Consider the following 25,953-nt stretch of genomic DNA (forward strand, 5'->3'; position numbering starts at 1 on the left):
AGGTTATGCCTAAATGTCTTATCCGCATCATGACGGTGCTCTTTCTGCTATTTTTTGGGGTTACTGTATATGCACAATCGCCCTGGCAGCCATTGCCAGATACGATCCACAAAAGTGATCGCGATCCTCGTCAATATAAAGCGATTAAATTGCAAAATGGCATGACCGTTTTGCTGGTTTCTGATGAAAACGCGATTAAATCATTGGCTGCCGTCTCTCTTCCGGTTGGCCATATGGAAAACCCAGATAATCAGCTTGGTCTGGCTCATTATCTTGAGCATATGGTATTGATGGGTTCCAAGCGTTACCCACAACCCGGCGGATTTGCTGAATTCTTGCAAAAACATGGAGGAAGCCGTAACGCCAGTACCAATGCCAACCGTACGGCATTCTACCTGGAAGTTGAAAATGGCGCCTTAACAGGAGCGGTTGATCGCCTGGCGGATGCGCTGGCTGAACCTTTGCTGGAGCCAGTCAATGCGGATCGTGAACGCCATGCCGTTGATAATGAAATGACCATCGCTCGTGCGGGTGAAGGGCATCGCTTATGGCAAATTCGTTCCGAAACCCTCAATCCAGCTCACCCTAACGCTCGCTTTGCGGGTGGAAATCTAGAAACACTGAAAGATAAACCTGACAGCAAATTACAGACGGCCCTGATTGATTTTTACCAACGCTATTACTCCGCTAATCTGATGAAAGGGGTTATGTATGGCAATCAATCCATCGATAAATTGGCTCAGATTGCGGCAGAAACCTTTGGCCGTATTCCGAACCGACATGCTTCGGTGCCTGCCATTACTGTACCGGCAATGACAGATAAAGAAAAAGGCATCATTATCCATTATGTGCCCGCACAACCTTACAAAGCGTTGAGACTGGAGTTCAGCATTGCTGACAACAGTGCAGATTTTCGTAGTAAGACTGACGCTTATGTCGGGTATTTGATTGGCAATCGCAGCCAAAATACCTTGTCTGATTGGTTACAAAAGCAGGGGTTAATCGAAAGTATCGATGCCGGGGCACATCCCAAAACTGATGGTAATTCCGGGACGTTTAATATTTATGTTTCACTCACGGATAAGGGGCTTGAACAGCGTGATCAAGTTATCGCAGCCATCTTTTCCTACATTAATCTGCTAAAACAGCAGGGGATCAACAAGAGTTATTTCGATGAAATGGCTAAGGTCCTGAATTTGTCGTTCCAGTATGCGTCAATTGTACGCAATATGAACTACATTGAATGGCTGTCCGATGCCATGCTGGTATTGCCTATATCCCATGTGCTGGATGCGAGTTATGTTACAGATGAGTTTAATCCAAAAGCAATAGCGAGCCGCCTGGACGAATTAACGCCGGAAAATGCACGTATCTGGTTTATCAGCCCAACAGAGCCACATAATAAAGAAGCCTACTTTGTGCAGGCCCCGTATCAAGTCAATAAAATGACGTCAAGCCAGTTGGCGGAATGGAAAAAACTCGAACAAGAAGACTTATTTTCTTTGCCTGAGTTGAATCCTTATATTCCTGATGATTTGCCTTTGATAAAAACATCGGGTAGCCAAGAACATCCTAAAATGATTTTGGAAAAACCCAATGTCCGTTTGCTGTATATGCCGAGCCAATATTTTGCCGATGAACCTAAAGGCAGTATTGCACTGGAGATGCGTAATCCAAATGGATTACAAAACATCAAAGATCAGGTTTCAGATACCTTATTAAACTATTTGTCTGGGCTTGCACTTGATCAACTGAGTTATCAGGCATCGGTTGGGGGAATGGGCGTTAATACCGGTTATGTTGATGGTTTGAAAATCAGCGTCAATGGTTATACACAGCATTTACCAGCGTTGTTAACTTCCGTAATTGATCAATATATTTCGTTTACACCGACTCAAGAAGAACTGGATCAGGCGAAATCGTGGTATCGGGAACAAATGGAAGTCGCCAATAATGGCAAGGCTTTTCAAATGGCGCAGCAACCTATTTCCCGCCTCTCTGGTGTGCCTTATTTTGAACAGGCTGAAAAATTGAAAGTGTTGGATACCATCACGGTTGACGATATTGTCAACTACCGTCGAAGCATGATCCAACACTCGGCATTACAGGCTTTGGTTTTCGGTAATTTCACTGAACAGCAGAGTATTAACATCGTTCAGTCAGCACAGAAGCAGCTCGCTAACCAGGGAACGGTATGGTGGACTGGCAAGAGCATTGTGATTGATCGTAATTATGCGGTTAATTTCAATGGAACGGCAAATAGCACGGATAATGCTCTGGAAGAGATCTTTATTCCAACGGGGTATGACCGTATCCAGGGATCGGTTTATTCCAATTTGCTGAGTAGCATTTTGTCGCCATGGTTCTATGATCAATTGAGAACGAAAGAACAGCTTGGTTATGCCGTTTTTGCTTTCAACGAAAATATAGGTAAACAGTGGGGATTGGGTTTCTTGCTGCAAAGTAACAGTAAGCAACCGGATTACCTGCATCAACGCTATCAGAGCTTTTATCAACAGGCTGATAAAAAACTGAAAGCGATGTCTGATGCTGAGTTCGAACAGTATAAAAAATCGCTGCTAACAGAGATGCGTGAGCCGCCACAGACTTTCTATTTAGAAGTGGCTCGCTTTGATGCAGATTTTGGGCGCAATAATTTCAAATTTGATACCCGTGAGAAAATCATTGCAACGATGGAAAAAGCCACCAAAGCGCAGATGATTGCGTTTTATGAAAAAGCCGTGCTTAAACGTCAGGGATTGGCACTGGTTTCCCAAATTACCGGGAAAAAAGGTACGGCTCATCAATATGCCGAATTGAAAGGCTGGAAAACTTACGACTATGTGTCAGATTTCCAGAAACAATTACCGGTTAAGGTGAATGCTCAGTGAGCAAAGAAATACCCTCTCATAAGCTTAACCCGTTAACACTGCCGCTGTATGGTCAGCGGCTGATCGAAGCGTCAGCAGGAACGGGAAAGACTTACACGATAGGCTTGTTGTATCTCCGGCTGTTACTCGGATTAGGCGGCTCTGCCGCCTTTTCCCGTCCGCTGAATGTCGAAGAGATCCTGGTTGTGACCTTTACGCAAGCGGCGACGGATGAATTGCGTGGACGTATCCGTGAAAATATCCATCAGCTCCGTTTGGCTTGTATACGGCAAGAAACAGCGGCCAGCGATCCAGTCTATCAGCAATTACTGGCTGAAATTCCTGATAGGGAAAGTGCGGCCAGCTGGTTATTAGCCGCTGAACGCCAGATGGATGAGGCGGCGATTTATACCATCCACGGCTTTTGCCAGCGTATGTTAGTCCACAATGCGTTTGAGTCTGGTGTTCTGTTTGATCAAACCTTAATTCAGGATGAAAACCAGCTACGTAAACAAGGCTGCGCTGATTTTTGGCGCCGTCACTGTTATCCCCTGCCATTGCCAATCGCTGCGGAAGTCAGCCGGATATGGAGTGGGCCGGAAGCATTATTGAAAGATATTTCAGACTACTTGCACGGAGATATGCCGTATATCGTCAATGCCCCTGAGGGTGATGAAACGTTGTTTAGCCGTCATCAGAAAATCATTGAACAGATTGAGGCGATAAAGCAGCAGTGGAATAGCGCCGCTTCTGGGTTAGAGGAGCTGATTACTCATTCAGGTGTTGATAAGCGCAGTTACAGCAAAAAACATTTACCTAACTGGTTAAATAGTGTTTCTGAGTGGGCTAAATCACCTACCGAAGATTACCTGTTGCCCAAAGAGTTGGATAAATTTTGTCAGTCACGCTTGTTAGAAAAAACGAAAAAAGGGGAAGCTCCGCAACATGCGTTGTTTGCAGCAATTGATGGTTTATATCAGCACCCATTGACGTTGAAAGATATCCTCCTTTCTAAAGCAATTGTTGAAGTTCGCCAATCGGTTAATCAGGAGAAACTTAACCGTGGTTACATGGGATTTGATGATTTGCTGACCCGTCTGGACAGTGCCTTGCAACGTGCAGGAGGAGAACAGCTTGCAGCAACCATTCGGCAGCGTTATCCCGTTGCAATGATTGATGAATTTCAGGATACCGATCCACAACAATATCGCATTTTTCAGGCTATATATTGTCATCAATCAGAGAATGAACGGGCTGAAAACGAAACGGGTTTATTGTTTATTGGCGACCCCAAACAAGCGATTTATGCGTTTCGTGGGGCAGATATTTTTACCTACATTCGTGCGCGTTCTCACGTTAAGGCCCATTACACACTGGAAACGAATTGGCGTTCTTCCACACCAATGGTGCAGGCTGTCAATACACTGTTTTCCCGCCCAGAGCGCCCATTTTTGTTTGCACAAATCCCTTTTATTGACGTTAATGCCGCAGAGAAAAATCAGGGTTTGAGGTTTTCCTTGTATGGTGAAGATCAAACCGCTTTGCGCTTTTGGTTACAGTCGGGTGATGGTGTTTCCAAAGGGGAATATGAGCAAACCATGGCTCGACAATGTGCTGCCCAAATACGGGATTGGTTGCAGGCTGGTCAAGAAGGGAAAGCGCTTTTATATCGGGCAAAAAATCAACCAACAGAAACAAGCCGTCCGGTGATGGCAGCGGATATTACGGTGTTGGTGCGTGATCGCCGAGAAGCAGCATTGATCCGTAATGAATTGAACGCGCTAAAGATACCGTCGGTTTATCTTTCCAACCGAGAAAGTGTGTTTGATACGCCAGAAGCGAAAGATTTGCTGTGGTTGTTACAGGCAGTATTAGCACCGGAAAAAGCGCGCGAATTACGAAGTGCATTAGCCAGCAGTCTATTTGGCTTAAGTGCACAACAAATTGACCAGTTAAATAACGATGAAAGGGCGTGGGATCGTCTGGTTGATGAATTTGATGGCTATGCCCGTTTATGGCGTACTCGTGGCGTATTACCCATGTTGCGGGCAGTAATGGTGAAATACCGGATAGCCGAAAATCTGCTGGCAGGTGATGACGGTGAACGCCGGCTTACCGATATTATGCACATTGGTGAGCTGTTGCAGGAGGAATCTCAACAGCTAGATAGCGAACATGCCGTTGCCCGCTGGCTGGCACAACAGATCTCACGGCCTAATCCGCAATCAGAAAACCAGCAACTGAGACTGGAGAGTGATCGGCATCTGGTGCAGATCTGTACCATACATAAATCTAAGGGCTTGGAATATCCGTTGGTTTGCTTGCCTTTTGTTTGTGGTTACAGAAAGCAGAAGCAGGCGGTTTATCATGATCGCCATAACTTTGAGACTCATCTCAATATTTCTCATGATGATGAAGCGTTGAAAGAAGCGTTGGAGCTGGCTGATGAAGAACGCCTGGCTGAGGATCTACGCTTGCTCTACGTTGCATTAACACGTTCGGTTTATCACTGTAGCGTCGGGGTAGCCCCGTTGATTAAAGGAAATAGAGGCAAAGCAGGCGATACTGATCTGCATTTATCTGCCCTTGGGTACTTGCTGCAAAAGGGACAAAAAGGTGATGCAGAACTCTTGATTAATAGTTTGAATGAACTTCGTGATAACGGCATTGAGATAAGGCAAGTGGGAAATACCACTGACTTGCCGTGGTATCCACAAAGTGAAAATACTCTGTTGCTGGAAGCCAAAAAATTGCAACGTGCCGTTCGGGACGATTGGCGGGTAACAAGTTATTCGGGGTTACAATATTCTGCTTCCCATGCCATCTCTCCCACTTATGCGGGGGCACTTGGGGAATCAGTTGATGTGATTGTGCAATCCATTTCGCCTAAGCTGGATATTGAAGCGAGTGGTGAAAAGCAGGGAGAACAGTCGTTACAGATGACTCCGCATACTTTTCCACGTGGAGCGTCTGCGGGCACATTCCTGCACAGTATTTTAGAAGATCTGGATTTCGGCAATCCTCCGGATCAGGTGTGGTTGGTGGAAAAACTGACAGCATCAGGATTTGATGAAAATTGGGCACCGGTATTGCAACAGTGGATAGAGGATATTCTGGGCGCAGAACTGAATGAGCAGGGAATGAAACTTGCTGATGTACCTCGTCATCACCAACAAAGTGAAATGCAGTTTTACCTGCCAGTGGATAAGTTATTATATTCAAAGGAGATTAATGCATTGATTCGTCGTTATGATCCGCTGTCTGCGCAATGTGCTCCGTTATCCTTTCATCAAGTCAAAGGCATGTTAAAAGGTTTTATTGATTTGGTTTTTTGCTGGCAAGACAAGTTTTACGTTGTGGATTACAAATCAAACTGGTTAGGTGAGAACAGCCCGTCGTATACGCAAGAAGCAATGGCAAATGCCATGATAGAGCACCGTTACGATTTTCAGTATCAGCTTTATACCTTAGCGCTGCACCGTTATTTGCGTCATCGGTTAGCTCATTATGATTATCGCCGCCATTTTGGTGGCGTGATTTATCTGTTTTTGCGCGGTATTGATAAGGATAACCCAGGGCATGGTATTTACTCCTATCTGCCTCCCTTTGAATTTATTGACGAACTGGATACGCTTTTTAGTGCTGTCGGTGAGGAAAAAAGCGGATGAATTCCATGATGTCACTCTTGCAACAGGCGGTGAGCCAGAAGCTGCTGCGTCCTTTGGATGTGCAGTTTGCTTATGCGGTGATTGAGGCTGAAAATCCACTACTACTGTTGATTACGGCTCTGTTAAGTGCCGAATCAGGTGCGGGGCATGTCTGTTTGCCACTGGAGCGAATTTCGCCAAAATATTTTTTTGAAGGCAGGCAGCCGGAGTTAGCTGCATCGCTTTGGTCTTTGGCCGGAGAACCCGATCAACAGCAAATCCTGGCTGTTTTGCAGGCATGTCCGGCGGTCAGTATGGGGGAAACGCCGGCACCGATGATCCTTTCCTGTCAAAAAGAGCGTGATTATCGCCTGTATTTACAACGTATGTGGCAAAGTGAACGGCGGGTTGCGGATTTTTTTGCTGCTGTGGAGTTGACCGACACTTTTGCTCAACCTTCCCATGATCAAACGGCGCTTGATGAACTCCAGTTACGTCGCATTTTGGATGCGCTTTTTGGTGTCACTGCTGAAGGAGACATTGATAGGCAAAAAGTTGCCGCTGCCGTGGCGGTAACGAGCCGCATTTCGGTGATCTCTGGTGGGCCAGGAACCGGCAAAACCACGACAGTGGCTAAGTTGCTGGCCGCCTTGATCAAGTTGCATGAAGGGAAAAAATTAAGCATCCAATTGGCTGCACCAACCGGCAAGGCAGCGGCCAGATTAACTGAATCACTGAGGGAAGCGGTCGAAAAACTCGATTTGACGCCAGAACAGTGGCATAGCGTTCCAGAACAGGCACAAACTCTCCATCGTTTACTGGGGGCACAACCCGATAGCCAAAAACTGCGTTATAGGCGTGATAATCCGCTGACCCTTGATATTTTGATCGTTGATGAGGCTTCAATGGTGGATTTACCGATGATGGCTCACTTGGTCGATGCTTTGCCGCCGCGGGCGAAAGTGATTTTCTTGGGGGATAAAGACCAGCTTGCATCGGTTGAAGCCGGAGCGGTATTGGGAGATATTTGCCGTTTTGCTGAACAAGGTTATAGCGCCAAACGTACTGAGCAATTGGCGCGCTTGACGGGATGTCAGTTAACCTCTTATTCCACCTTACATTCCGATAAAAATATGCCTGCCGTGCGGGATAGCCTGTGTTTGCTGCGCAAAAGTTATCGCTTCAACTCGGCTTCCGGCATTGGGCGATTAGCATCAGCTGTGAATCAAGGGGATCGCAGAGGCGTCGCGGCAGTGCTGGATCAATCTTTTCCCGATGTTGATTTTTACCCGCTTGCAGCGGATGAAGATTATCAGCGTCTGTTGACGGAAACCGCGGCGGGTTATTCTCAATATTTAGCCATGGCAAATGAACGGATGGCGGAAGAAGCTATTTTGGCGACGTTTAATCGTTTTCGATTATTGTGCGCGTTAAGGGAAGGTCCTTTTGGTGTGACAGGGCTGAACCAACGAGTGGAACAACTACTGCACAGGAAAGGCGTCATTACCCTCCCCAAAAATGTGGAGAGCCGTGGTTATGTCGGGCGTCCTATCATGATATTGCGTAATGACAGCACGCTTGGGCTGTTTAACGGAGATATCGGCATTATGCTCAAAAATCAGGATAATGAGCTGAAAGCCTATTTCCAGCTATCTGATGGACAGATTAAAGGATTTCAGCCAAGCCGGTTGCCCCAACATGAAACGGCTTATGTGATGACAGTGCATAAATCTCAAGGATCTGAATTTGAGCATACGGCTTTGGTGTTGCCGACCCAACACTCACCCATAGTCAGTCGGGAATTAGTGTATACCGCCCTGACGCGGGCGAGGGAAAAATTGACGATTTATGCCAATAAGCCCGTTTTGGATAGAGCGGTGGCTACAGCAACACAGCGGCGGAGCGGGTTGGTAGATTGGTTCAACCCGCAATAAAAAGCGCTATGGTTAAGGATCATTGGGTTAGTCTGACGTCAGCAAGCCTGTAAATCCAGCAGCAAAATTTTGGAACGGCGCTGATAGTTATACAGCGCTTGTTTTTCCACAGGCAACATATCTATTTCTGCGGGCTTAAAGCCTTTCTCCTGAAACCAGTGAATACTGCGGGTTGTGAGTACGAAAAGTTTTTCCAACCCTTTTTGTTTCGCCTGACTGGAAATGGCGTCTAGCAGAATTTCACCTCTGGAAGAGTTTCGATAGTCTGGATGTACGGCAACACAGGCCATTTCCCCAATTTTTTCATTGGGATAAGAATATAGGGCAGCGCAGGCGATAGTGATATTATCGAGTTCAATTAAGGTGAAGTTATCAATTTCCATTTCCAGTTGTTCACGTGAACGGCGTACCAAAATACCTTGTTGCTCCAATGGGCGAATAAGCTCGAGAATGCCACCAATATCATTAATATTGGCGCGGCGTATCTGTTCGGAACGTTCCATAACAATTTGAGTGCCGATACCTTCGCGGGAAAATAGTTCCTGAACCAATGAGCCATTTTCTTGGTAACTGATCAAATGGCTGCGGCGAACACCACGGCGGCAAGCCTTAATCGCTCCCCTTAAGAAACGCACGGTGCCTGAATGATAGTCACCCGCGTTTTCCAGTTTGTGCAGGTGAATTTCTCCTTCATTAAGAAACATTTCTGATACAGTGTGGCCGTTAGCGTCAAGTGCGCCCTGGGATGAGCAAAATCCAATTAATTTTTCTGCTTTTAATTTGATCGCCAGTTGGGTTGCAATTTCTTCGGAAGTGAGGTTAAAACTTTCTCCTGTAACGGAAACGGCAACTGGCCCAATCAGCACAATAGCACCGTTATCCAGTTGCTGGTTAATTGCTTTCTCATCAATACGACGAACCCTACCACTATGGCAATAATCGACGCCGTCATCGATTCCTAGCGGTTGGGCGATAACGAAGTTTCCGCTGACGACACTAATATTAGCGCCTTGTAATGGGGTATTATTTAATCCCATGGAAAGACGTGCTGTGATTTCTAGCTGTAATAAGCCTGCTGCCTGTTTGACCAAATCCAGTGTTTTGGCATCGGTTACTCTGGTGTGTTTGTGGTAAACCGATTGGCAATGGTGTTCGGCAATGTTTTGTTCGATTTGTGGACGGGCGCCATAAACAACGATTAAACGAATGCCCAGATTATGCAGTAATCCAATATCGTTGACGATATTAGAAAAATTCTCATGGGCGATGGCTTCACCTCCCAGCATAATGACAAAGGTTTTACCTCGATGTGCATTGATATACGGAACTGAGTGACGTAAGACTTCAACCAATTCGGTACTGCGTTCGTTCATGAAACCCTCTCTGATTGAATTTTTATTCGTATTTTTTGTATTTTTATTCCTTTTGAAGGGAAATGGCAAGCGGAAATATGGATAAAAATAACGTTATTATTTATATTGGTATAAATAAATGAGAGGATCAGAAAATACGTTTTTTGATGACAGACGTTTGCTAATTAATTAGAGTTTCTGCCTAACTATTATGTTTGGTAAAGATTACTGCGTTTGGTTGTTTTTAAGCGGAATAAATAATGAGTCATTCAGACCATAATACTTCACGTCGTCGCCTGCTGAAAGGCGCAGCCGCTGTATGGTTATTAAGCATCAGCCCAATAGGTTATGCAGCGACTTCAAAAGTTATTGCTGTGCGTATTTGGCCTGCATCAAGTTATACCAGAGTAACGCTGGAGTCTAATATTCCACTTAAGTATCGCCAATTTTCGCTTACAAACCCTAATCGTATTGTTATTGATTTGCAGGGTATTCAACTTAATAGCATTTTGAGCAGCATGGGGGCACAGGTTCAGCGGCGTGATCCTTACTTAAAATTAGTGCGAGCAGGGCAATTTAATCCTAAAACGGTGCGTTTAGTCTTTGAAATCAAACAACCCGTCTCCCCGCATATTTTCACATTGCCACCAATTGCAAAGTTTAAACATCGTCTGGTGCTCGATCTGTATCCCAAAAAGGCGGTTGATGTGGCTAATGATCCTTTACTGGCCCTGCTTGAAGAGTACAACAGTGGGAACCTGGAACAGAATTTGCCTGCACAAACACGCAAACCTGGCAAAGCCGGCAAAGACAGACCGGTTGTGATTATGCTCGATCCTGGTCATGGTGGTGAAGATTCTGGGGCGATTGGGAAATATAAAACCCGTGAAAAAGATGTCGTGTTGCAAATTGCCCGTCGTTTACGGGCGCTCATCAAACGTGAGCCGGGCATGAAAGTTTATATGACGCGAAATGAAGATGTGTTTATTCCCTTGACGGTGAGGGTGGCAAAAGCCCGTAAGATGCGGGCGGATCTCTTTGTTTCTATTCATGCAGACGCCTTTACAAGTCGCTCTGCACGGGGATCATCCGTGTTTGCGTTGTCAACTAAGGGCGCTACCAGCAATACGGCGCGTTTTCTCGCCCAAACTCAGAACGAAGCAGACTTAATTGGTGGCGTCAGTAAAAGTGGCGATAAATATTTGGATCATACCATGTTGGATTTGGTGCAAACCGCGACTATCAATGATAGCTTGAAATTTGGTAATGAAGTGCTCAAGCGGATGGGAAAAATCAACAAGCTACATAAAAATAGTGTCGATCAGGCGGGATTTGCGGTATTGAAAGCGCCAGATATCCCTTCCATTTTAGTAGAAACTGCCTTTATCAGTAATCTGGAAGAAGAACGTAAACTTAAGACAGCAAAATTCCAACAACAAGTGGCAGAATCTATTTTTGCTGGCATTAAGGCGTATTTCAAGAATGGGGCTGAATTGGCACGGCGGTGAAATATCCGCTTAAAGCCTATGATGCCAAGGATGGTTATTTACTTTATGTTTATACCAATCTAACTTCAAGATGCTTTTGATTTATCTCTGCTAAACGGGGATAAATCAGGTTTCATAGCGTGTTGTAAATTGCAACTTGAAGTTTAATGCGTATTTAAATCGGATTTAAATATTCATTTTAAAATTAGTGGATATTAGGTGATCGAACCGTAATAAGGATCAGATGAAAATTGGAGGAAAAAATGAAAAGGAATATTTGGTTGCGGGGGCCGGATTTGAACCGACGACCTTCGGGTTATGAGCCCGACGAGCTACCAGGCTGCTCCACCCCGCGTCCGTCTGTCTGCAAATCTTGATGAGTAACCATGAATGCAAACACTGAGTAATGACATCATGTAGCGTTGGTTGCGGGGGCCGGATTTGAACCGACGACCTTCGGGTTATGAGCCCGACGAGCTACCAGGCTGCTCCACCCCGCGTCCGTCTATCTGCAAATCTTGATGAGTAACCACGAATGCAAATACTAAATGATGACATTTTTTACTGCCAAATTGTCTTTGCTACCAGAGCAAATCGACGCAACATCATACCGATATGATATGCAATCGAATTGGTTGCGGGGGCCGGATTTGAACCGACGACCTTCGGGTTATGAGCCCGACGAGCTACCAAGCTGCTCCACCCCGCGTCCGATGTCGGCACACTATACTCTGGAACGACACGGTTGCAAGTTTTTTTATTGATTTTTATTAAATTTGTTTGTTTTTTGCTTTAAAAGTAGCCTAATTGTTTTGTTTTTGCTCGATTGATTTGGCTAAAACGGTAAGCTGTTTTATCTAACTAACCCGAATTCTGGAACAGGTTTCTATCTGGAACACCTTTGGAAATATCACCACAACGATTTTCCCATCTTGTTCCAACCTTCTGTACCACCAAGGACAAAACAATGAGGCAAGCTATTCGCGATCTCGTCCTACCGTTTTAGACGGTTTGATTGCTTGCCACCTTAATGGAAAAAACCATCATTGAAAGTTTTCTATTTAGAAGACAATCTTCCCGTGATGGTTTAAACAGAATTTGGGTTAACTCCATTTCATTATTTATTACTGTTTGATATCGTTCGTGATCTGAATAAGTGATGGCTAGAGATAAGGCAGTAATATGAGAATTTGGGGCAAATATCTTTTATTTGGATTTTTCATTTCGTTATTATCGGGATGCCATTTTCGACCCACTGATCAGGCGCAGCAGTATAAAGATGGGCGAATTACCCGAAACCTTCAGTTGGTTAATATCCCTAATGCCGAAGGTTCTCCGGTTAATGCCAAGGATTTTGTTACCCAAGTTGAATATATCAGCAAATCTTCTCCTCGTCTGTATGACAATAACCGTGAATTATTTAATGCAATTGAGCACTGGATGCTGTCTGGTGGTGATACTCGTGATTTAAATGAATTTGGTTTACTGGCTTATCAGATGGAAGGTGAAGATAAATACGGCAACGTGAAGTTTACCGGCTATTACACACCTGTTTTACAAGCACGACATACTCAGCAAGGCGAGTTTAAATATCCACTATATCGTATGCCTGCTTACTCACGTTCCCGCTTGCCAAGTCGCGCTGAGATATACAGGGGGGTACTGAGCAAGAAATTTATTATCGGGTACAGTAACTCCCTGATGGATAATTTTATGATGGAAGTTCAGGGGAGTGGCTATGTCGATTTTGGCGATGGGCGTCCGTTGACCTTTTTTGGCTATGGGGGAAAGAATGGACATCCCTATCGCAGTATTGGCAAGGTGCTGATCGACCGTGGAGAAGTACCGAGCGAAAAAATGTCGATGAAAGCTATCCGGCAATGGGGAGAACAGCACAGTGAAGCCGAAGTGAGAGAAGTGTTGGAGCAGAATCCTTCATTCGTTTTCTTTAAGCCTGAATCCTATACACTTGTGAGGGGAGCCAGTGCCGTGCCTCTTATTGCAAAAGCGTCGGTAGCATCTGATAAATCATTAATCCCTCCCGGAACAGCTTTGCTGGCGGAAGTGCCTGTGCTGGATGAAAAGGGCAAATTTACCGGCCAGTATCGGATGCGCCTGATGGTAGCGTTGGATGTTGGTGGTGCCATCAAAGGAAATCATTTCGATATTTATCACGGTGTTGGGGAAAAAGCGGGTGAAATGGCGGGTTTTTATAATCACTATGGCCGTGTTTGGGTATTGAAGAAAGCATCATCTGGTTTTTTAGCTGCAAACCAGTAAGATCTCCCCAGTTTAAACGATCAATCGACAACCTACCTCAATAGAGATGGGTTTTATGCAGGATTTATTTAGCAATGCAAGTTTCTCTCTCTGATGCTTATCTTCAGCGTTTCGCTGGTACGGCGCGGTTATATGGCCAGAAAGCGCTTTCATTATTTGCCCGTTCCCATGTCTGTGTTGTCGGAATCGGTGGGGTGGGTTCATGGGCGGCAGAAGCGCTGGCGCGTACCGGTATTGGTGCAATTACGTTGATTGATATGGATGACGTCTGCATCACTAATACCAACCGTCAGTTGCACACGTTGGTACAGAATGTGGGCTTACCAAAAACGGAAGTCATCGCACAGCGGATACAAGCGATTAATCCTGAATGTCGGGTGACTTGCATTGATGATTTTGTCACCCCTGATAATATGGCTGAATTGATATCCACAGAGTTTAGTTATGTTATTGATGCCATTGATAGCGTACGGCCGAAAGCGGCGTTACTGGCCTATTGTCGCCGCTATAAGATCCCACTTGTGACAACGGGTGGAGCGGGTGGGCAACTTGATCCTACCCAGATCCAGGTGGTGGATTTAGCAAAAACGGTACAAGATCCATTAGCGGCGAAATTGAAGGAGCGCTTGAAGTCGGATTACCGCGTAGTGAAAAACGGCAAAGGTAAATTAGGTATTGACTGCGTTTTTTCAACGGAACAGTTAGTTTATCCGCAATCTGACGGTACAGTTTGCGCTGCCAAAAGCACTGCGGAGGGTTCCAAGCGAATGGATTGCGCTTCTGGTTTTGGTGCCGCAACGATGGTTACGGCGACTTTTGGCTTTGTTGCGGTATCCCACGCATTGAAAAAGATGGTGGCGAAAGCTGAACGGGAAAATAGGCTTTAAGCGAACCTAATGAATGTAAGTGCTTGCTATTTCCTGAACGGTATTTATCAGGGATTTCACGCCATTGAGTCTTGAGCCACTGAGTTGTTGTTCCAGGCCGAGTTGTTGGAATAGCTCGGCCAAAGGGATTTGTACAACCTGCTCTGGGGTTTTGCCTTCCACGGCAGTTAGCAGGATTGCCAATAACCCTTTGACGATACGGCCTTCGCTATCGCCATAAAAATGCAATCGGCCGTCTGCAAGTTGTTGATACCCCAACCAGACGCGATTTTCACAGCCGGATCTTTCGATATTTTGCTGTTTTAGTTCATCCGCTAAAGGAGGCAGTTTTTTAGCCAGGCCGATGAGCTGCCGGTAACGATCTTCCCACAATTTGCATTGCTGAAAGTTTTCAATAAGTTGCTGTTGCGTAATTTCTGTTCCGAATGGATGCGGAGCCAAGATGGTATCTGAGAGTTGTGTCATGGGTTATTTATCTTTACTTTTGGGAAAGAAAAAATGTGAATAAAATTAAATTACATCAATATTATATGAAGCGTTTTATCCTTCATTTAGTCTTTCATAGGCTGATGATACAGTTTTATATATCTAACCGATGATGGATATGCAAGTTTTGATATAAATTGGATTAAGAAATTTTGTAAATATTCAGCCCTTATGCTTTCTTCTATTTAGCGAAATCCTCCGTAAGCTCTTGTATCTTGAAATGCGACTTACTATAAGAAATGATTAAATTTGGTACGGTATATGCCGCCCGTTACCTCATAAAAAATATCGCTTAAGACAGTAGCTTGACAGGATGAGGGACAATCACATTTTTAATATACCAATCTAACTTCAAGATGTATGTGATTTCTCCCCGCGAAGCAGGGAGAAATCAGGTTGCATATCGTGTTGTAAATTACAACTTGAAGTTTAATGCGTATAGATATTATTCATTGATATTTATGAATATTTCCCAATGGAAATATTTGTCTATTATCATTATGTATAAGAATATTGTAAATATAATAAAATATTATTTGGTCTATTATAAATAATTCCCATATTATCTAACTGTATAGATGTATTATTTCATCATATACCAATCTAACTTCAAGATGCATGTGATTTCTCCCCGCTTCACGGGGAGAAATCAGGTTTCATAGCGTATTGTAAATTGCAACTTGAAGTTTAATGCGTATAAATAACGCTAACATATAGGCAGGTCTATTGTGATGAGTTATTAAATTAAATAATAAAATCATATATTTTATCTATTTTTTCTCCATTTCATGGAATATAAAAGAGGATAATGTTATGAACGAAATAGAACACAATGAAATAAAACTTAAAATCATTGAAGATTTTAAACGAGATGCAAAGGGTAAATTGGAGCCAGATATTATCGGTGAGGCCGTAAAAAAAATAGCTTCTCCAAAGAGCGAGAAATATTACGCTACAGGTGATGCACAAAGTTTCATCTTTTTCATCATGTTTAGCCTGGAAACAGATATTGATAAAAAGTCTTTTAGTGGGAAGGCTGGTGGGCTGACTTCTGCCGGTTTTGCTTGGATGGAAGGCTATATTTATACAGACGATTTGGGTAAACTTTATTCTGATACGGTAAGTTTCGAGTTTAATTCAACATTTGCATACCTTAGTTTACTTTTCTTTGACTCACACAGTCATCTGCTTGGTCACTTCCAAAGCGCCGCTATTTCCACTATATCAGGTATTGGTGGTGGATCAGGTTCATGGAGTTAATTCTTTACCATACATAATTTCAGTTAAGTCTAATGATTAGTGAAATGTTATGTCCTTGCTGTGTAATACCTTATACAGCAAGGACTATTATTATGGATTATTTAAAGGAGTAGCGATTTTTACTTTATTTCTAAATAAACTTTCATAATAACGATACACTCATTTTTTTCATTCCCGGTTGTTGCCCGAATGAAAATGCAATCATAAATTCTTCAACGCACGCTAAGAGTTGCCACATATACTGACAGCAATGATTTCGGGTGACGGTTTCATGCAAGGATTGCCACAAGCGTTCAATCTTATTTAGCCATGGCGAATAGACCGGTAAAAATAACAGGTTAAATTGAGGATTTTGTTTTAGCCATTCCCTGACCTTATGGCTTTTGTGAATACCATAATTATCCAAAATCAACGTGATACTTTTGGCTTGACGATACTGACGATTAATTTTCTCTAACATATTGATAAATAAATCAGCGTTTTTCTTTATACCACCGACATAAGTCACTTGACCTGTTCGGACATCAAGGCAGCCTGCAAGGTAGTGCTTTTGGTTTTTCCCCGGTGTCATCACGCGTTTTTGTTGTCCTTTTAGACACCAGTCTGCCCCGATTTTAGGATTCAGATCGATATCGACTTCATCTTCATAAAAAACAAGATGTTGCTCTGATGCGTTGGCTAAGGCTTCGGTGATTTTTGCCATTTTTTCGTCATACTCCGGATCAGGCTTTTTGACAGTAGGCGCCGCTCTTCGCCAGACAATACCCACCTGACAAAAGTAACGATAAAGCGTACTTTTCGACAGTGATACCCCTAATAATTCATTGATTATCTGAGTGATAAGTTCAATACTCCAGCGTGAACGCAAACAGTCAAAATCCTGCGGGGAGTGTGATAATAAGAACGACAACAAGCTAAAAATCGGGGCTAAATTCCATCGAGTAGGCCTTCCTCTCGGTAAGCTTTTTAATCCTTCCAGCCCATATAACGTTAACCAATTTATCCAACGATGGACGGAAGAACGTGAACAATGAAGGGTTCTGGCGATGTAAGAAACGGTCTGACCTTCATGTAACATCAAGAGTGCCATGAGTCGGCGGGCGTAATCTTTATCCCGGGTTTTATGAATAAATTTTTTCATCTGACGTCGTTCATTTCGGGGTATTGGTGCTATGATTCGCATCACTCAGTCCATTTTGGGATTTTTTTGATTTGGCGATTAATCAGATCGCAAAAATTGGACTGAGTTCCCTTCAAGTGATCTACTATTTTGAAAGCTTATTTAGATTAGTGATGGCGTATTTATTTGTATTAATCAGATTTATAAGATTAAAATAATTTAATTAAATATTGATCAGAAAAAAGGGGGTTTTAAAGTTTGATAGTGATCCGCCATTAAGCTGAAAACCTACCAAAATATATTTGATAGGCTTTTATACGAGGTATAACTAATAACAAGACAATATCAATCATCCATCAGCAACGCTAGCGCAAACTTTACGGCATTTATCAATCTATCCGCATCTTGCTGGTTATTATAAGGCATGAACGAAGCGCGCAGACAGCCGCTGATCCCAAAGGCATCCAGCAAGGGTTGGGCACAGTGTTGGCCTGAACGCAGAGAGATATTTTGTTCGGCAATCAGCGTTGCTAAATCATTGTGGTGTATTCCGGCGATATTGAACGCCAGTAAGCTGGAACCCGCTGCACGGTAACTGTTAAATCCTGCCAGCATACTCAGTTGCTGTTCGGTGTAATCCGTCAGGGCAATCGCATGGGATTCTGCGAGCTGGATATCAAGCGTTTTCAACCATTCCAGCGTCGTTGCAAACCCGACCACACCGGCAACATTGGGTGTCCCCGCTTCAAAACGATAAGGCACGGCTTCCGGTGTGAAACCATCGAACGAGACTTGAGTTAGCATTTTTCCGCCACCGTGCCACGGTGACATCGCATTCAACCATTCATTTTTGCCATACAACACACCCAATCCATTTGGGCCATACAGTTTATGTGCAGAGAAGGCATAAAAGTCGATATCCAGTTGTTGTACATTGATCGGTGCGTGAACGATACCCTGAGCACCATCGACCAGAACACGGCAATCATATTGATGGGCGAGTGCGGTGACTTGTGCCAAATCTACTGCGGCGCCGGTAACGTTAGACATCTGGCTGATGGCAACTAAGCGGCTTTTTTCATTCAAGAGTGCTGCCAGGGTATCGATTTCTGGTTGGCGTCGATTGCCAATCGGCCATTTAACGATTTTGGCACCGGTTTGTTCTGCCAGAATCAGCCACGGTAACAGGTTAGCATGGTGTTCCTGCTCGCTGACAATGATTTCATCACCCACATTCAGACGAGGGCGAAAGTAACTTTGGGCAACCAGATTGATGGACTCAGTAGTCCCTTTTGTCCAGATAATATTTTCAGGCAATGGCGCATTGATCAATTCCGCCACCAGTGAGCGAGCCTGCTCATAACGAGCAGTCATGGCCTGCGCAGTGGCATGTTGACTGCGGTGTACTGTTGCACTGTGGTTTTGGTAATAGTGCTCGGTCGCCTCAATCATACACGCCGGTTTTAATGCCGTGGCGGCACTGTCCAGAAATGTGGTGGATTGTTGCAGGGCAGGGAACTGCTGGCGGAATTTTTCTGAGTCAAAGGCTTTCATAAACGCTGCTAATTTAATCGTTGTGTGATAAAGAATAAGTTTTTCTTTAATCAAGGGACAGGGAATTTTACAGGAGAAAGCAGGGAAAAAAAGCACCGCAACTGCGGTGCAATAAAAAATCACTATGGACAGACAGGGTAAATGTACAGGAAGTGAAAAAAAACAGTAGCTTATGCTACAAAGCCTGGTTTCCCAGACAACTTGCAAACACAACATCACAACCACAAAGCCAAAAGTTTCAATGTATCGCGACAAAGAGACTTTTCGTTCCGGCTTAGGAAGTGCGCACACTATAGGGATTTGCTGGTATATCATCAATGGACAAATTATAATGCTTCGGATTACAAAAACTAATAACTGAATGAAAAGAGTTACCGGTATCGTCACCCCTATACAGGAAAAGAACATATAAGAAACGAACATGTCTAAACGTTTACCTCCACTCAATGCGTTACGCGTTTTTGATGCCGCGGCCCGTCATTTAAGTTTTACTAAAGCGGCAGAAGAATTATTTGTGACTCAGGCCGCTGTTAGCCATCAAATGAAAAGTCTGGAAGATTTCCTGGGATTAAAGCTCTTTCGTCGCCGCAATCGTTCGTTATTGTTGACGGAAGAGGGGCAGAGTTACTATCTCGATATCAAGGAGATTTTTACTGCTATCAATGACGCGACTCGCAAACTTCAGGCACGCAGTGCCAAGGGCGCGTTAACGGTTAGTTTATCCCCCAGTTTTGCGATTCAGTGGTTAGTACCTCGGCTTTCCGGTTTTAATCAGAGTTTTCCGGGGATTGATGTTCGCATTCAGGCAGTGGATCGGGAAGAAGATAAACTGGCTGATGATGTTGATGTCGCGATCTTTTATGGCAGAGGCAACTGGCCAGGGTTGCGCACCGATCGCCTTTATCCCGAATATCTGCTGCCTGTCTGTTCTCCTGCGCTGCTGACGGGGGATCGTCCATTGAAAACGCCCGCCGATCTTGCCAAGCATACGCTGTTGCATGATTCATCCCGCCGGGATTGGCAAGCCTATATTCGCCAGCTTGATATGCAGCAACAGATTAATGTCCAGCAAGGGCCAATATTCAGCCATAGTGCGATGGTGATCCAGGCGGCGGTGCATGGTCAAGGTGTTGCGCTAGCCAATAATGTGATGGCACAAAATGAAATTGATGCAGGGCGCCTTGTCTGCCCATTTAATGATGTTTTGGTCAGTAAGAATGCATTTTATTTGGTTTGCCACGATAATCAGGCAGAATTGGGCAAGATTGCGGCTTTCCGCAAATGGATACTAACCCAGGCAGCAACTGAGCAAGAAAGGTTAGGATTTATTACCCAATACACCTAATAACTGACAAACAGAGACAGGAGCCTGTGATGAGCAGTCGAACGATGCTTATTTTTGTTGGGATCAGTGGTTTTTTCTACGTGGCATTGGGCGCGATGGGCGCACATATGTTAGCGCCTATCCTGACACCACGTCAGATGGAATGGATCCATACCGGCCTGCAATATCAAGGATTACATACACTCGCCATGATGGTTCTGGCTGCTTTGTTGATGCGCCAGCCTGTAGCGCTGTTTGGTTGGAGTGGGATTTTTTTTACGGCGGGAATTGTGCTGTTTAGTGGCAGCCTTTATTGTCTGGCCTTTTTACCGCTAAAATTTCTGGTTTATTTGACACCAATCGGTGGGTTCAGTTTTCTCATTGGTTGGTTATGTGTATTAATTGGCGCTCTGCGTCTAAGGAAATCGGCGCTTAGCCATGAATAAAGTTGCTTTATATTGCCGCCCTGGTTTTGAAAAAGAGTGTGCGGCAGAGATTACCGATCAGGCGGGTAAAAGAGAAATTTACGGTTTTGCCCGTGTGAAAGAGAACAGTGGATATGTGCTGTTTGAGTGTTATCAGCCCGATGATGCGGATCGCCTGATCCGTGAAATACCGTTTGGTGAATTGGTTTTTGCTCGTCAAATGTTGGTTGTGGGCGAATTACTGAAAGATTTGCCGCAGGAAGATCGCATTACCCCGATTATTGGCATGTTGAGCGGTGTCATTGAGAGGGCGGGCGAGCTGCGTGTTGAGGTGCCGGATACCAATGAAGGCAAAGAGTTGATGAAGTTTTGCCGTAAGTTTACTGTTCCGTTGCGTAATGCGATGCGTCAGGAAAAACTTCTGTTGGTAAAGGAAAATTATAGTCGTCCTGTTATTCATGTCTTTTTCATCGCTTCGGGCTGCTGCTATGTCGGGTATTCCTATAGCAATAATAATTCCCGTTTTTATATGGGTATTCCTCGTCTTAAATTCCCTTCGGATGCACCAAGCCGTTCAACGCTGAAACTGGAAGAAGCCTTTCATATATTCATTCCTTATGACGAATGGGAAGAGCGCCTGGGTAGCGGCCTTCATGCCGTCGATCTCGGTGCTTGTCCGGGAGGATGGACTTACCAACTCGTCAAACGCAGTATGATAGTTCACGCGGTAGATAATGGGTCGATGGCTGATAGCTTAATGGAAACAGGCCAGGTAAAGCATCATCGTGTGGATGGTTTTAAATTTGAACCATCAGTGAAAAACATTTACTGGCTGGTTTGTGACATGGTTGAAAAACCTGCCAAAGTTGCCCAATTGATGACGGATTGGCTGGTAAAAAGCTGGTGCCGCGAGGCGATATTCAATCTTAAGTTGCCGATGAAAAAGCGTTATGAGGAAGTCGCTCATCTATTGCAAAAAATAGAACAGCAATTGAAAGAGAATGGTGTGAATGCGCAGATTCAGGCGAAGCACCTGTATCACGATCGTGAAGAGATCACTGTACACATCCGTCGTATTTGGTCTGTGTATGCCACTAATCGAGATTATTAATACAATTCTTTATTATAAATCAATGTGTGGTTTATATCTCCCCCGCGAAGCGGGGGAGATATAAGACGCATCTTGAAATTAGATTGGTATAGAATTAATTTCAGGTTGAATAAAAAACAACCAACGATTAAAAAGGCAGGGAAAAAACAGATAAAGAGATAATTCTTTCTTAATATCAATTTTCAGCAGATAAAAACAACATAATTTATGACTAAATTATGTTGTTTTTTTATTATCAAAAAAATTTCAGTGAGAAATTAATAATTAATTACATAAACTAAATTTGTTCAATATGTATTCTAAAAAAGTATATTAATTATTTTTACACAGACAGTAACTAACGCTATTTTATTCTAGAGTTTTATTTCTAAGTGGGGCTTAGAAAGAATTTAAAACTCTTACCTCCGTTATTATCAAAATTTCGGGTTTTTAGGATATTTGTCTTTTTTTACAGGAGATTGATATGGCCTCAAAGAAAAAGTATACCTATACGGGGTTATCTGATTCCAATTCCGTCCAGGAAGTTAATTCATTTCTTAAAGCCTATGTTCCAAATTACGACGCCTCTATTCGGGTTGCGCATGATCCATTAGGAGACAATGCACCTGATCAGCTTCTGCGTGGCCACTATAAGTGGTCCAATAAGTATGTTAATTCTTCTGGCACTTTGGAATTATCGTACCATTTTATGGAATCGACGCCGGCTATCATGCCGTTGTTTGAAATTTCTAGTTTCAGTGCTTTTAATGAAGAACAAAAAGAAGCAGCGAAACTTTCTTTACAATCCTGGTCTGATGTTGCCAATATTAAATTTACCGAAGTAGGTAGTGCTAGAAAAGCGAATATCACTTTTGGTTTCTTTGATTATAGTGACAACGATGATTATGCGTTTGCCACTCTGCCACAAGGACAAAGAACCGCTTTTACATGGTATGACGCTACAAGCCATACTTTTACAGACAATGATATTGATGTGAATGGTTATGCTCGCCAGACTTTCACCCATGAAATTGGCCATGCACTAGGATTGGAGCACCCTGCCGATTACGATGCTTCTGATAAAGTGCGTCCAGGTTATATCACTAAAGCCGAATATTTCGAAGATTCTCGTGCCTATACGGTCATGAGTTATTTCAGTGAAAAATATACAGGCCAAGATTTTAAATATGAATATTCATCGGCGCCTCTGTTGAATGATATCTCTGCCATTCAGGCGCTGTATGGTGCGAATATGGAAACCCGGACGGGAGACACCATATATGGTTTCAATTCCAATACTGACCGCGACTTCCTGACCGCAACTGATGCGAACAGCAAACTGGTGTTCAGTGTCTGGGATGCGGATGGTGAAGATACTTTTGATTTTTCGGGTTTTACTCAAAATCAGCGTATCAACCTGAATGAAGGTGCTTTCTCTGATGTTGGCGGCCTGAAAGGCAACGTTTCTATCGCCCGTGGTGTCGTTATTGAGAATGCGATTGGTGGCAGCGGCGACGATATTCTGGTCGGTAACAGCGCAGACAACATCCTGAAAGGTGGCGCAGGCGATGACATTATTTATGGCGGCCTGGGCGGTGATCATCTGTGGGGCGGTGAAGGTAACGATACCTTTGTTTACCTGGATGGCAAAGAATCTCTGAAAGACAATCCAGACTGGATCCACGATTTCGTCTCGGGTGAAGACAAAATCGATCTGTCTGAATTCAATTTCGGAGGTACTGGCGATATCAAATTTGTCGATTCGTTCTCAGGTAAGGCGGGCGAAGTGTTGTTCACTTATGACGAAGTGGATGAGGTCACTAATCTGGAAATCAGCCTGGGTGGTGATCTGGCTGGCAATGATTTTCTGGTGAAAGTTGTCGGTCAACCGTTAACTGAAGCGGATTTCATCGTCTAATTAATAAAATATTGCCGTATTCCCCACAGGATACGGCAGTATTATGGACATGATGGAAAGGTGGAAATGGTGAACTTCTTGTTTTGTGGCGGTCGGTTTTATAGATCGAAATTGCTCTTATCGATAATTTTCTCTCTCTTTTTGGCAGGAGGATGTATGGCGAGTAGTTTGAGGCTTCAAACCGCGGGTGAGTTGAAAGGATTATGGCAACTCTCCGATGGAAATAAGCTGTGCAATATTGAACTGACTGATACCCGTTTACCCGAAAGTTCGCTTTGGGCTTTGAAAGGGAATGCGTGTGTCACTGAGTTGATTGGGCAGCCTGTTGCAGGATGGTATCCATCTCCAGATGGCATCACATTGACCGATAATGATGGCAATAGTTTGGCCTTTTTCAGTCCTGAGTCAGAACAGTGGATTGCTTATTTTGTTGATGGCAGGGAACTGGTCATGACATTCAGTGGTGCATATAAATAACGATTTGTTTTGCTCCGTTAACGATGAAGGGATCGCAGTGAAATTACGTTTTCCGAAGGATGAAATCACGGAGGTTATCCGTGCACGCAGCAAGGTCTTCTGGACTATTGGACTATTTACGGCATTCATCAACTTGCTGATGCTGGTTCCCTCCATTTATATGCTTCAAGTCTATGATCGAGTATTGCCATCCAGTAATGAAATGACCTTGCTGATGCTGACGTTGATCACACTGGGCATGTTCGCCATGATGGGTGGACTAGAATATATCCGCAGTCAGGTAGTGATCCGTATCGGCAGTCAGTTTGATATGTGCCTGAATCAGCGGGTTTATACCGCTTCCTATGAATCTAACCTGAAAAATGGTTCCACCGATGCCGGGCAAATGCTGAATGATCTGGCGACCATCCGCCAGTTTCTGACCGGTAATGCCCTGTTTGCCTTTTTTGATGCACCTTGGTTCCCTGTCTATCTTGGCGTTATCTTTTTGTTCAGCCCCTATTTGGGATTGTTGGCGCTACTTGGGGCGATCATATTGATCATGCTGGCGGTATTGAACCAGTGGTTATCTCAAGCGCCATTGGCGGAAGCCAGTCATCTTTCTTTACGCTCAGCCAATTTAGCCAGCACCAACTTACGCAATGCCGAAGTGATCGAAGCGCTCGGTATGTTGCCCGCATTGCGCCGTCGTTGGTTTAGCTTGCATCAGCGTTTTCTCAATTTTCAGCGTATTGCCAGTGAACGTTCAGCCGCTATCACGGCACTGACTAAAACAGTACGTATGGCCTTGCAGTCGTTGATTCTTGGTTTGGGTGGCTGGTTGGCGATTGAAGGCAATATCACACCCGGGATGATGATTGCCGGTTCCATTTTGATGGGAAGAGCGTTGTCGCCGATTGAACAGTTGATACAGGCCTGGAAGAGCTGGAGTGCTGCCCGCTTGTCCTGGCAACGGCTGGACAAGTTACTGAAAGCACAACCGGAACGTAAAAGTGGTATGTCATTACCGCAGCCTAAAGGCGTGTTGCTAATGGAAAAAGTATCAGCAATGCCACCGCGTAAAACACGGGTACTTCAGGCTTCGCAAAACGGATCATCATTCAATAACCAATATGTTTTGCAGGATATCAATTTAGCCTTGAATGCCGGTGAAGTGCTGGGTGTGATTGGCCCCAGTGCATCGGGGAAATCGACATTAGCCCGTCTGCTGGTAGGGATATGGCCAGCGCAAGAAGGCGTTGTACGGCTTGATGATGCGGATATCTACCAATGGAATAAAGATGAGTTAGGGGCATCCATTGGTTATCTACCGCAGGATATTGAACTGTTTGGCGGCACGATTGCGGAGAATATCGCACGTTTTAATGACGTTGAACCGGAAAAAGTTATCGAAGCGGCGAAAAAAGCCGGTATCCATGAATTGGTACTCAATCTTGAGCAGGGTTATGACACGGTCATTGGCGCAGGTGGCATGGGGTTATCCGGTGGACAGAAACAACGAATAGGCTTGGCTCGTGCCTTGTATGGTAACCCATCGCTGGTGGTGTTGGATGAACCTAACTCGAATCTGGATGATATTGGCGAAAAAGCCTTAAGCCAGGCGATCGCCCAATTACGGGAACAAGGGAAAACGGTGGTCGTTATCACTCACCGGCCTTCATTGCTCTCGCAAACAACCAAAATTTTGCTGTTGGTACAAGGGAAAATGAAAATGTTTGGCCCTTCCCAACAAGTGATGGCGGCGCTGTCTCAATCTTCGTCACAGTTAAAAGCGGTCGAACGTGCCTCATAACATGATTCAGCCATATTTTAATCCTTGGGATATTTCGATCTGGGAGTAAA

Annotated in this window: 17 protein-coding genes and 3 tRNA genes; 13 read left to right on the plus strand and 7 right to left on the minus strand. The window is 44.2% G+C overall.

The annotated features are described in order from the left end of the window. Positions 1-5 precede the first annotated feature (5 nt). Genes ptrA through recD form a run of 3 tightly spaced genes read left to right on the plus strand, consistent with a single transcriptional unit; the run spans position 6 to position 8,451 of the window. Positions 6-2,891, plus strand: a complete 2,886-nt coding sequence (gene ptrA, locus WDV74_RS02495) for a pitrilysin (protein WP_338884396.1) — start codon at positions 6-8, stop codon at positions 2,889-2,891. After that, positions 2,888-6,538 carry an exodeoxyribonuclease V subunit beta gene (gene recB, locus WDV74_RS02500; RefSeq protein ID WP_338884398.1) on the plus strand — a complete coding sequence of 1,217 codons (3,651 nt, stop codon included), beginning with the start codon at positions 2,888-2,890 and terminating at the stop codon, positions 6,536-6,538. The genes ptrA and recB overlap by 4 nt, the downstream gene beginning before the upstream one ends. Positions 6,539-6,543: 5 nt before the next feature. Further along, positions 6,544-8,451: an exodeoxyribonuclease V subunit alpha gene (recD, locus tag WDV74_RS02505; protein WP_338885517.1), complete on the plus strand. Its 1,908-nt coding sequence runs from the start codon at positions 6,544-6,546 to the stop codon at positions 8,449-8,451. A 38-nt stretch (positions 8,452-8,489) separates the two neighbouring features. Here recD and argA read toward each other — a convergent pair whose 3' ends face one another. Continuing rightward, positions 8,490-9,824, minus strand: coding sequence for an amino-acid N-acetyltransferase (gene argA / locus WDV74_RS02510; RefSeq protein WP_338884400.1), 1,335 nt, complete (start codon positions 9,822-9,824; stop codon positions 8,490-8,492). A gap of 239 nt (positions 9,825-10,063) precedes the next feature. On the opposite strand from argA, the gene amiC reads away from it, so the two are divergent. Beyond that, positions 10,064-11,311, plus strand: a complete 1,248-nt coding sequence (amiC, locus tag WDV74_RS02515) for an N-acetylmuramoyl-L-alanine amidase AmiC (protein ID WP_338803819.1) — start codon at positions 10,064-10,066, stop codon at positions 11,309-11,311. A gap of 257 nt (positions 11,312-11,568) precedes the next feature. On the opposite strand, the gene WDV74_RS02520 is transcribed toward amiC, so the two are convergent. The 3 genes from WDV74_RS02520 to WDV74_RS02530 all read right to left on the minus strand — a co-directional run bounded on the left by WDV74_RS02520 (position 11,569) and on the right by WDV74_RS02530 (position 11,999). Further along, positions 11,569-11,645: transfer RNA gene (locus WDV74_RS02520), tRNA-Met, on the minus strand. 68 nt (positions 11,646-11,713) lie between these two features. Then, positions 11,714-11,790: transfer RNA gene (locus tag WDV74_RS02525), tRNA-Met, on the minus strand. A 132-nt stretch (positions 11,791-11,922) separates the two neighbouring features. Then, positions 11,923-11,999: transfer RNA gene (locus WDV74_RS02530), tRNA-Met, on the minus strand. Between the two features lie 473 nt (positions 12,000-12,472). On the opposite strand from WDV74_RS02530, the gene mltA reads away from it, so the two are divergent. Further along, positions 12,473-13,570, plus strand: a complete 1,098-nt coding sequence (gene mltA / locus WDV74_RS02535) for a murein transglycosylase A (RefSeq protein WP_338884403.1) — start codon at positions 12,473-12,475, stop codon at positions 13,568-13,570. 74 nt (positions 13,571-13,644) lie between these two features. Continuing rightward, a complete protein-coding gene (gene tcdA / locus WDV74_RS02540) occupies positions 13,645-14,457 on the plus strand; it encodes a tRNA cyclic N6-threonylcarbamoyladenosine(37) synthase TcdA (RefSeq protein ID WP_338884405.1) in 813 nt (270 codons plus the stop codon). Between the two features lie 6 nt (positions 14,458-14,463). On the opposite strand, the gene csdE is transcribed toward tcdA, so the two are convergent. Beyond that, entirely contained in the window at positions 14,464-14,922 is a 459-nt protein-coding gene (csdE, locus tag WDV74_RS02545; protein WP_338884407.1) for a cysteine desulfurase sulfur acceptor subunit CsdE, read from the minus strand. A gap of 834 nt (positions 14,923-15,756) precedes the next feature. Here csdE and WDV74_RS02550 point away from each other — a divergent pair. Continuing rightward, positions 15,757-16,203, plus strand: coding sequence for a VapA/VapB family virulence-associated protein (locus WDV74_RS02550; RefSeq protein WP_273571709.1), 447 nt, complete (start codon positions 15,757-15,759; stop codon positions 16,201-16,203). A gap of 142 nt (positions 16,204-16,345) precedes the next feature. Here the strand turns inward: WDV74_RS02550 and WDV74_RS02555 are convergent, their stop codons facing one another. Both WDV74_RS02555 and csdA read right to left on the minus strand, forming a co-directional pair. Continuing rightward, a complete protein-coding gene (locus WDV74_RS02555; protein WP_338883023.1) occupies positions 16,346-17,386 on the minus strand; it encodes an IS630 family transposase in 1,041 nt (346 codons plus the stop codon). A 282-nt stretch (positions 17,387-17,668) separates the two neighbouring features. Beyond that, the gene (gene csdA / locus WDV74_RS02560) at positions 17,669-18,877 is read right to left on the minus strand and encodes a cysteine desulfurase CsdA (RefSeq protein WP_338884409.1); all 1,209 of its coding nucleotides are present in this window, start codon (positions 18,875-18,877) and stop codon (positions 17,669-17,671) included. Between the two features lie 421 nt (positions 18,878-19,298). Between csdA and WDV74_RS02565 the strand changes: the two genes are divergently transcribed. The 6 genes from WDV74_RS02565 to WDV74_RS02590 all read left to right on the plus strand — a co-directional run bounded on the left by WDV74_RS02565 (position 19,299) and on the right by WDV74_RS02590 (position 25,903). Continuing rightward, positions 19,299-20,222 (plus strand): transcriptional regulator GcvA, encoded by a 924-nt coding sequence (locus tag WDV74_RS02565; protein ID WP_338803814.1) that lies wholly within the window; start codon positions 19,299-19,301, stop codon positions 20,220-20,222. 29 nt (positions 20,223-20,251) lie between these two features. Next, positions 20,252-20,647: a DUF423 domain-containing protein gene (locus tag WDV74_RS02570; RefSeq protein ID WP_338884411.1), complete on the plus strand. Its 396-nt coding sequence runs from the start codon at positions 20,252-20,254 to the stop codon at positions 20,645-20,647. Then, complete coding sequence (gene rlmM, locus WDV74_RS02575; RefSeq protein WP_338884413.1) at positions 20,640-21,737, plus strand: 23S rRNA (cytidine(2498)-2'-O)-methyltransferase RlmM; 1,098 nt, start codon at positions 20,640-20,642, stop codon at positions 21,735-21,737. The genes WDV74_RS02570 and rlmM overlap by 8 nt, the downstream gene beginning before the upstream one ends. 463 nt (positions 21,738-22,200) lie before the next feature. Continuing rightward, positions 22,201-23,634 carry a serralysin family metalloprotease gene (locus WDV74_RS02580; RefSeq protein WP_338884415.1) on the plus strand — a complete coding sequence of 478 codons (1,434 nt, stop codon included), beginning with the start codon at positions 22,201-22,203 and terminating at the stop codon, positions 23,632-23,634. Positions 23,635-23,790: 156 nt separating this feature from the next. Next, positions 23,791-24,111: an AprI/Inh family metalloprotease inhibitor gene (locus WDV74_RS02585; RefSeq protein WP_338884417.1), complete on the plus strand. Its 321-nt coding sequence runs from the start codon at positions 23,791-23,793 to the stop codon at positions 24,109-24,111. Between the two features lie 37 nt (positions 24,112-24,148). Then, positions 24,149-25,903, plus strand: a complete 1,755-nt coding sequence (locus WDV74_RS02590) for a type I secretion system permease/ATPase (RefSeq protein ID WP_338884419.1) — start codon at positions 24,149-24,151, stop codon at positions 25,901-25,903. Positions 25,904-25,953 lie beyond the last annotated feature (50 nt).

The sequence above is a fragment of the Xenorhabdus sp. TH1 genome (assembly GCF_037260955.1).
GTDB lineage: Bacteria > Pseudomonadota > Gammaproteobacteria > Enterobacterales > Enterobacteriaceae > Xenorhabdus > Xenorhabdus griffiniae.

Bases quoted from the DNA above. Each gene is read 5' to 3' on its own strand.
- ptrA (WP_338884396.1), top strand. From the start codon at position 6: ATGCCTAAATGTCTTATCCGCATCATGACGGTGCTCTTTCTGCTATTT.
- recD (WP_338885517.1), top strand. From the start codon at position 6,544: ATGATGTCACTCTTGCAACAGGCGGTGAGCCAGAAGCTGCTGCGTCCT.
- argA (WP_338884400.1), bottom strand. From the start codon at position 9,824: ATGAACGAACGCAGTACCGAATTGGTTGAAGTCTTACGTCACTCAGTT.
- amiC (WP_338803819.1), top strand. From the start codon at position 10,064: ATGAGTCATTCAGACCATAATACTTCACGTCGTCGCCTGCTGAAAGGC.
- mltA (WP_338884403.1), top strand. From the start codon at position 12,473: ATGAGAATTTGGGGCAAATATCTTTTATTTGGATTTTTCATTTCGTTA.
- tcdA (WP_338884405.1), top strand. From the start codon at position 13,645: ATGCAAGTTTCTCTCTCTGATGCTTATCTTCAGCGTTTCGCTGGTACG.
- csdE (WP_338884407.1), bottom strand. From the start codon at position 14,922: ATGACACAACTCTCAGATACCATCTTGGCTCCGCATCCATTCGGAACA.
- WDV74_RS02550 (WP_273571709.1), top strand. From the start codon at position 15,757: ATGAACGAAATAGAACACAATGAAATAAAACTTAAAATCATTGAAGAT.
- WDV74_RS02555 (WP_338883023.1), bottom strand. From the start codon at position 17,386: ATGCGAATCATAGCACCAATACCCCGAAATGAACGACGTCAGATGAAA.
- csdA (WP_338884409.1), bottom strand. From the start codon at position 18,877: ATGAAAGCCTTTGACTCAGAAAAATTCCGCCAGCAGTTCCCTGCCCTG.
- WDV74_RS02565 (WP_338803814.1), top strand. From the start codon at position 19,299: ATGTCTAAACGTTTACCTCCACTCAATGCGTTACGCGTTTTTGATGCC.
- WDV74_RS02570 (WP_338884411.1), top strand. From the start codon at position 20,252: ATGAGCAGTCGAACGATGCTTATTTTTGTTGGGATCAGTGGTTTTTTC.
- rlmM (WP_338884413.1), top strand. From the start codon at position 20,640: ATGAATAAAGTTGCTTTATATTGCCGCCCTGGTTTTGAAAAAGAGTGT.
- WDV74_RS02580 (WP_338884415.1), top strand. From the start codon at position 22,201: ATGGCCTCAAAGAAAAAGTATACCTATACGGGGTTATCTGATTCCAAT.
- WDV74_RS02585 (WP_338884417.1), top strand. From the start codon at position 23,791: ATGGCGAGTAGTTTGAGGCTTCAAACCGCGGGTGAGTTGAAAGGATTA.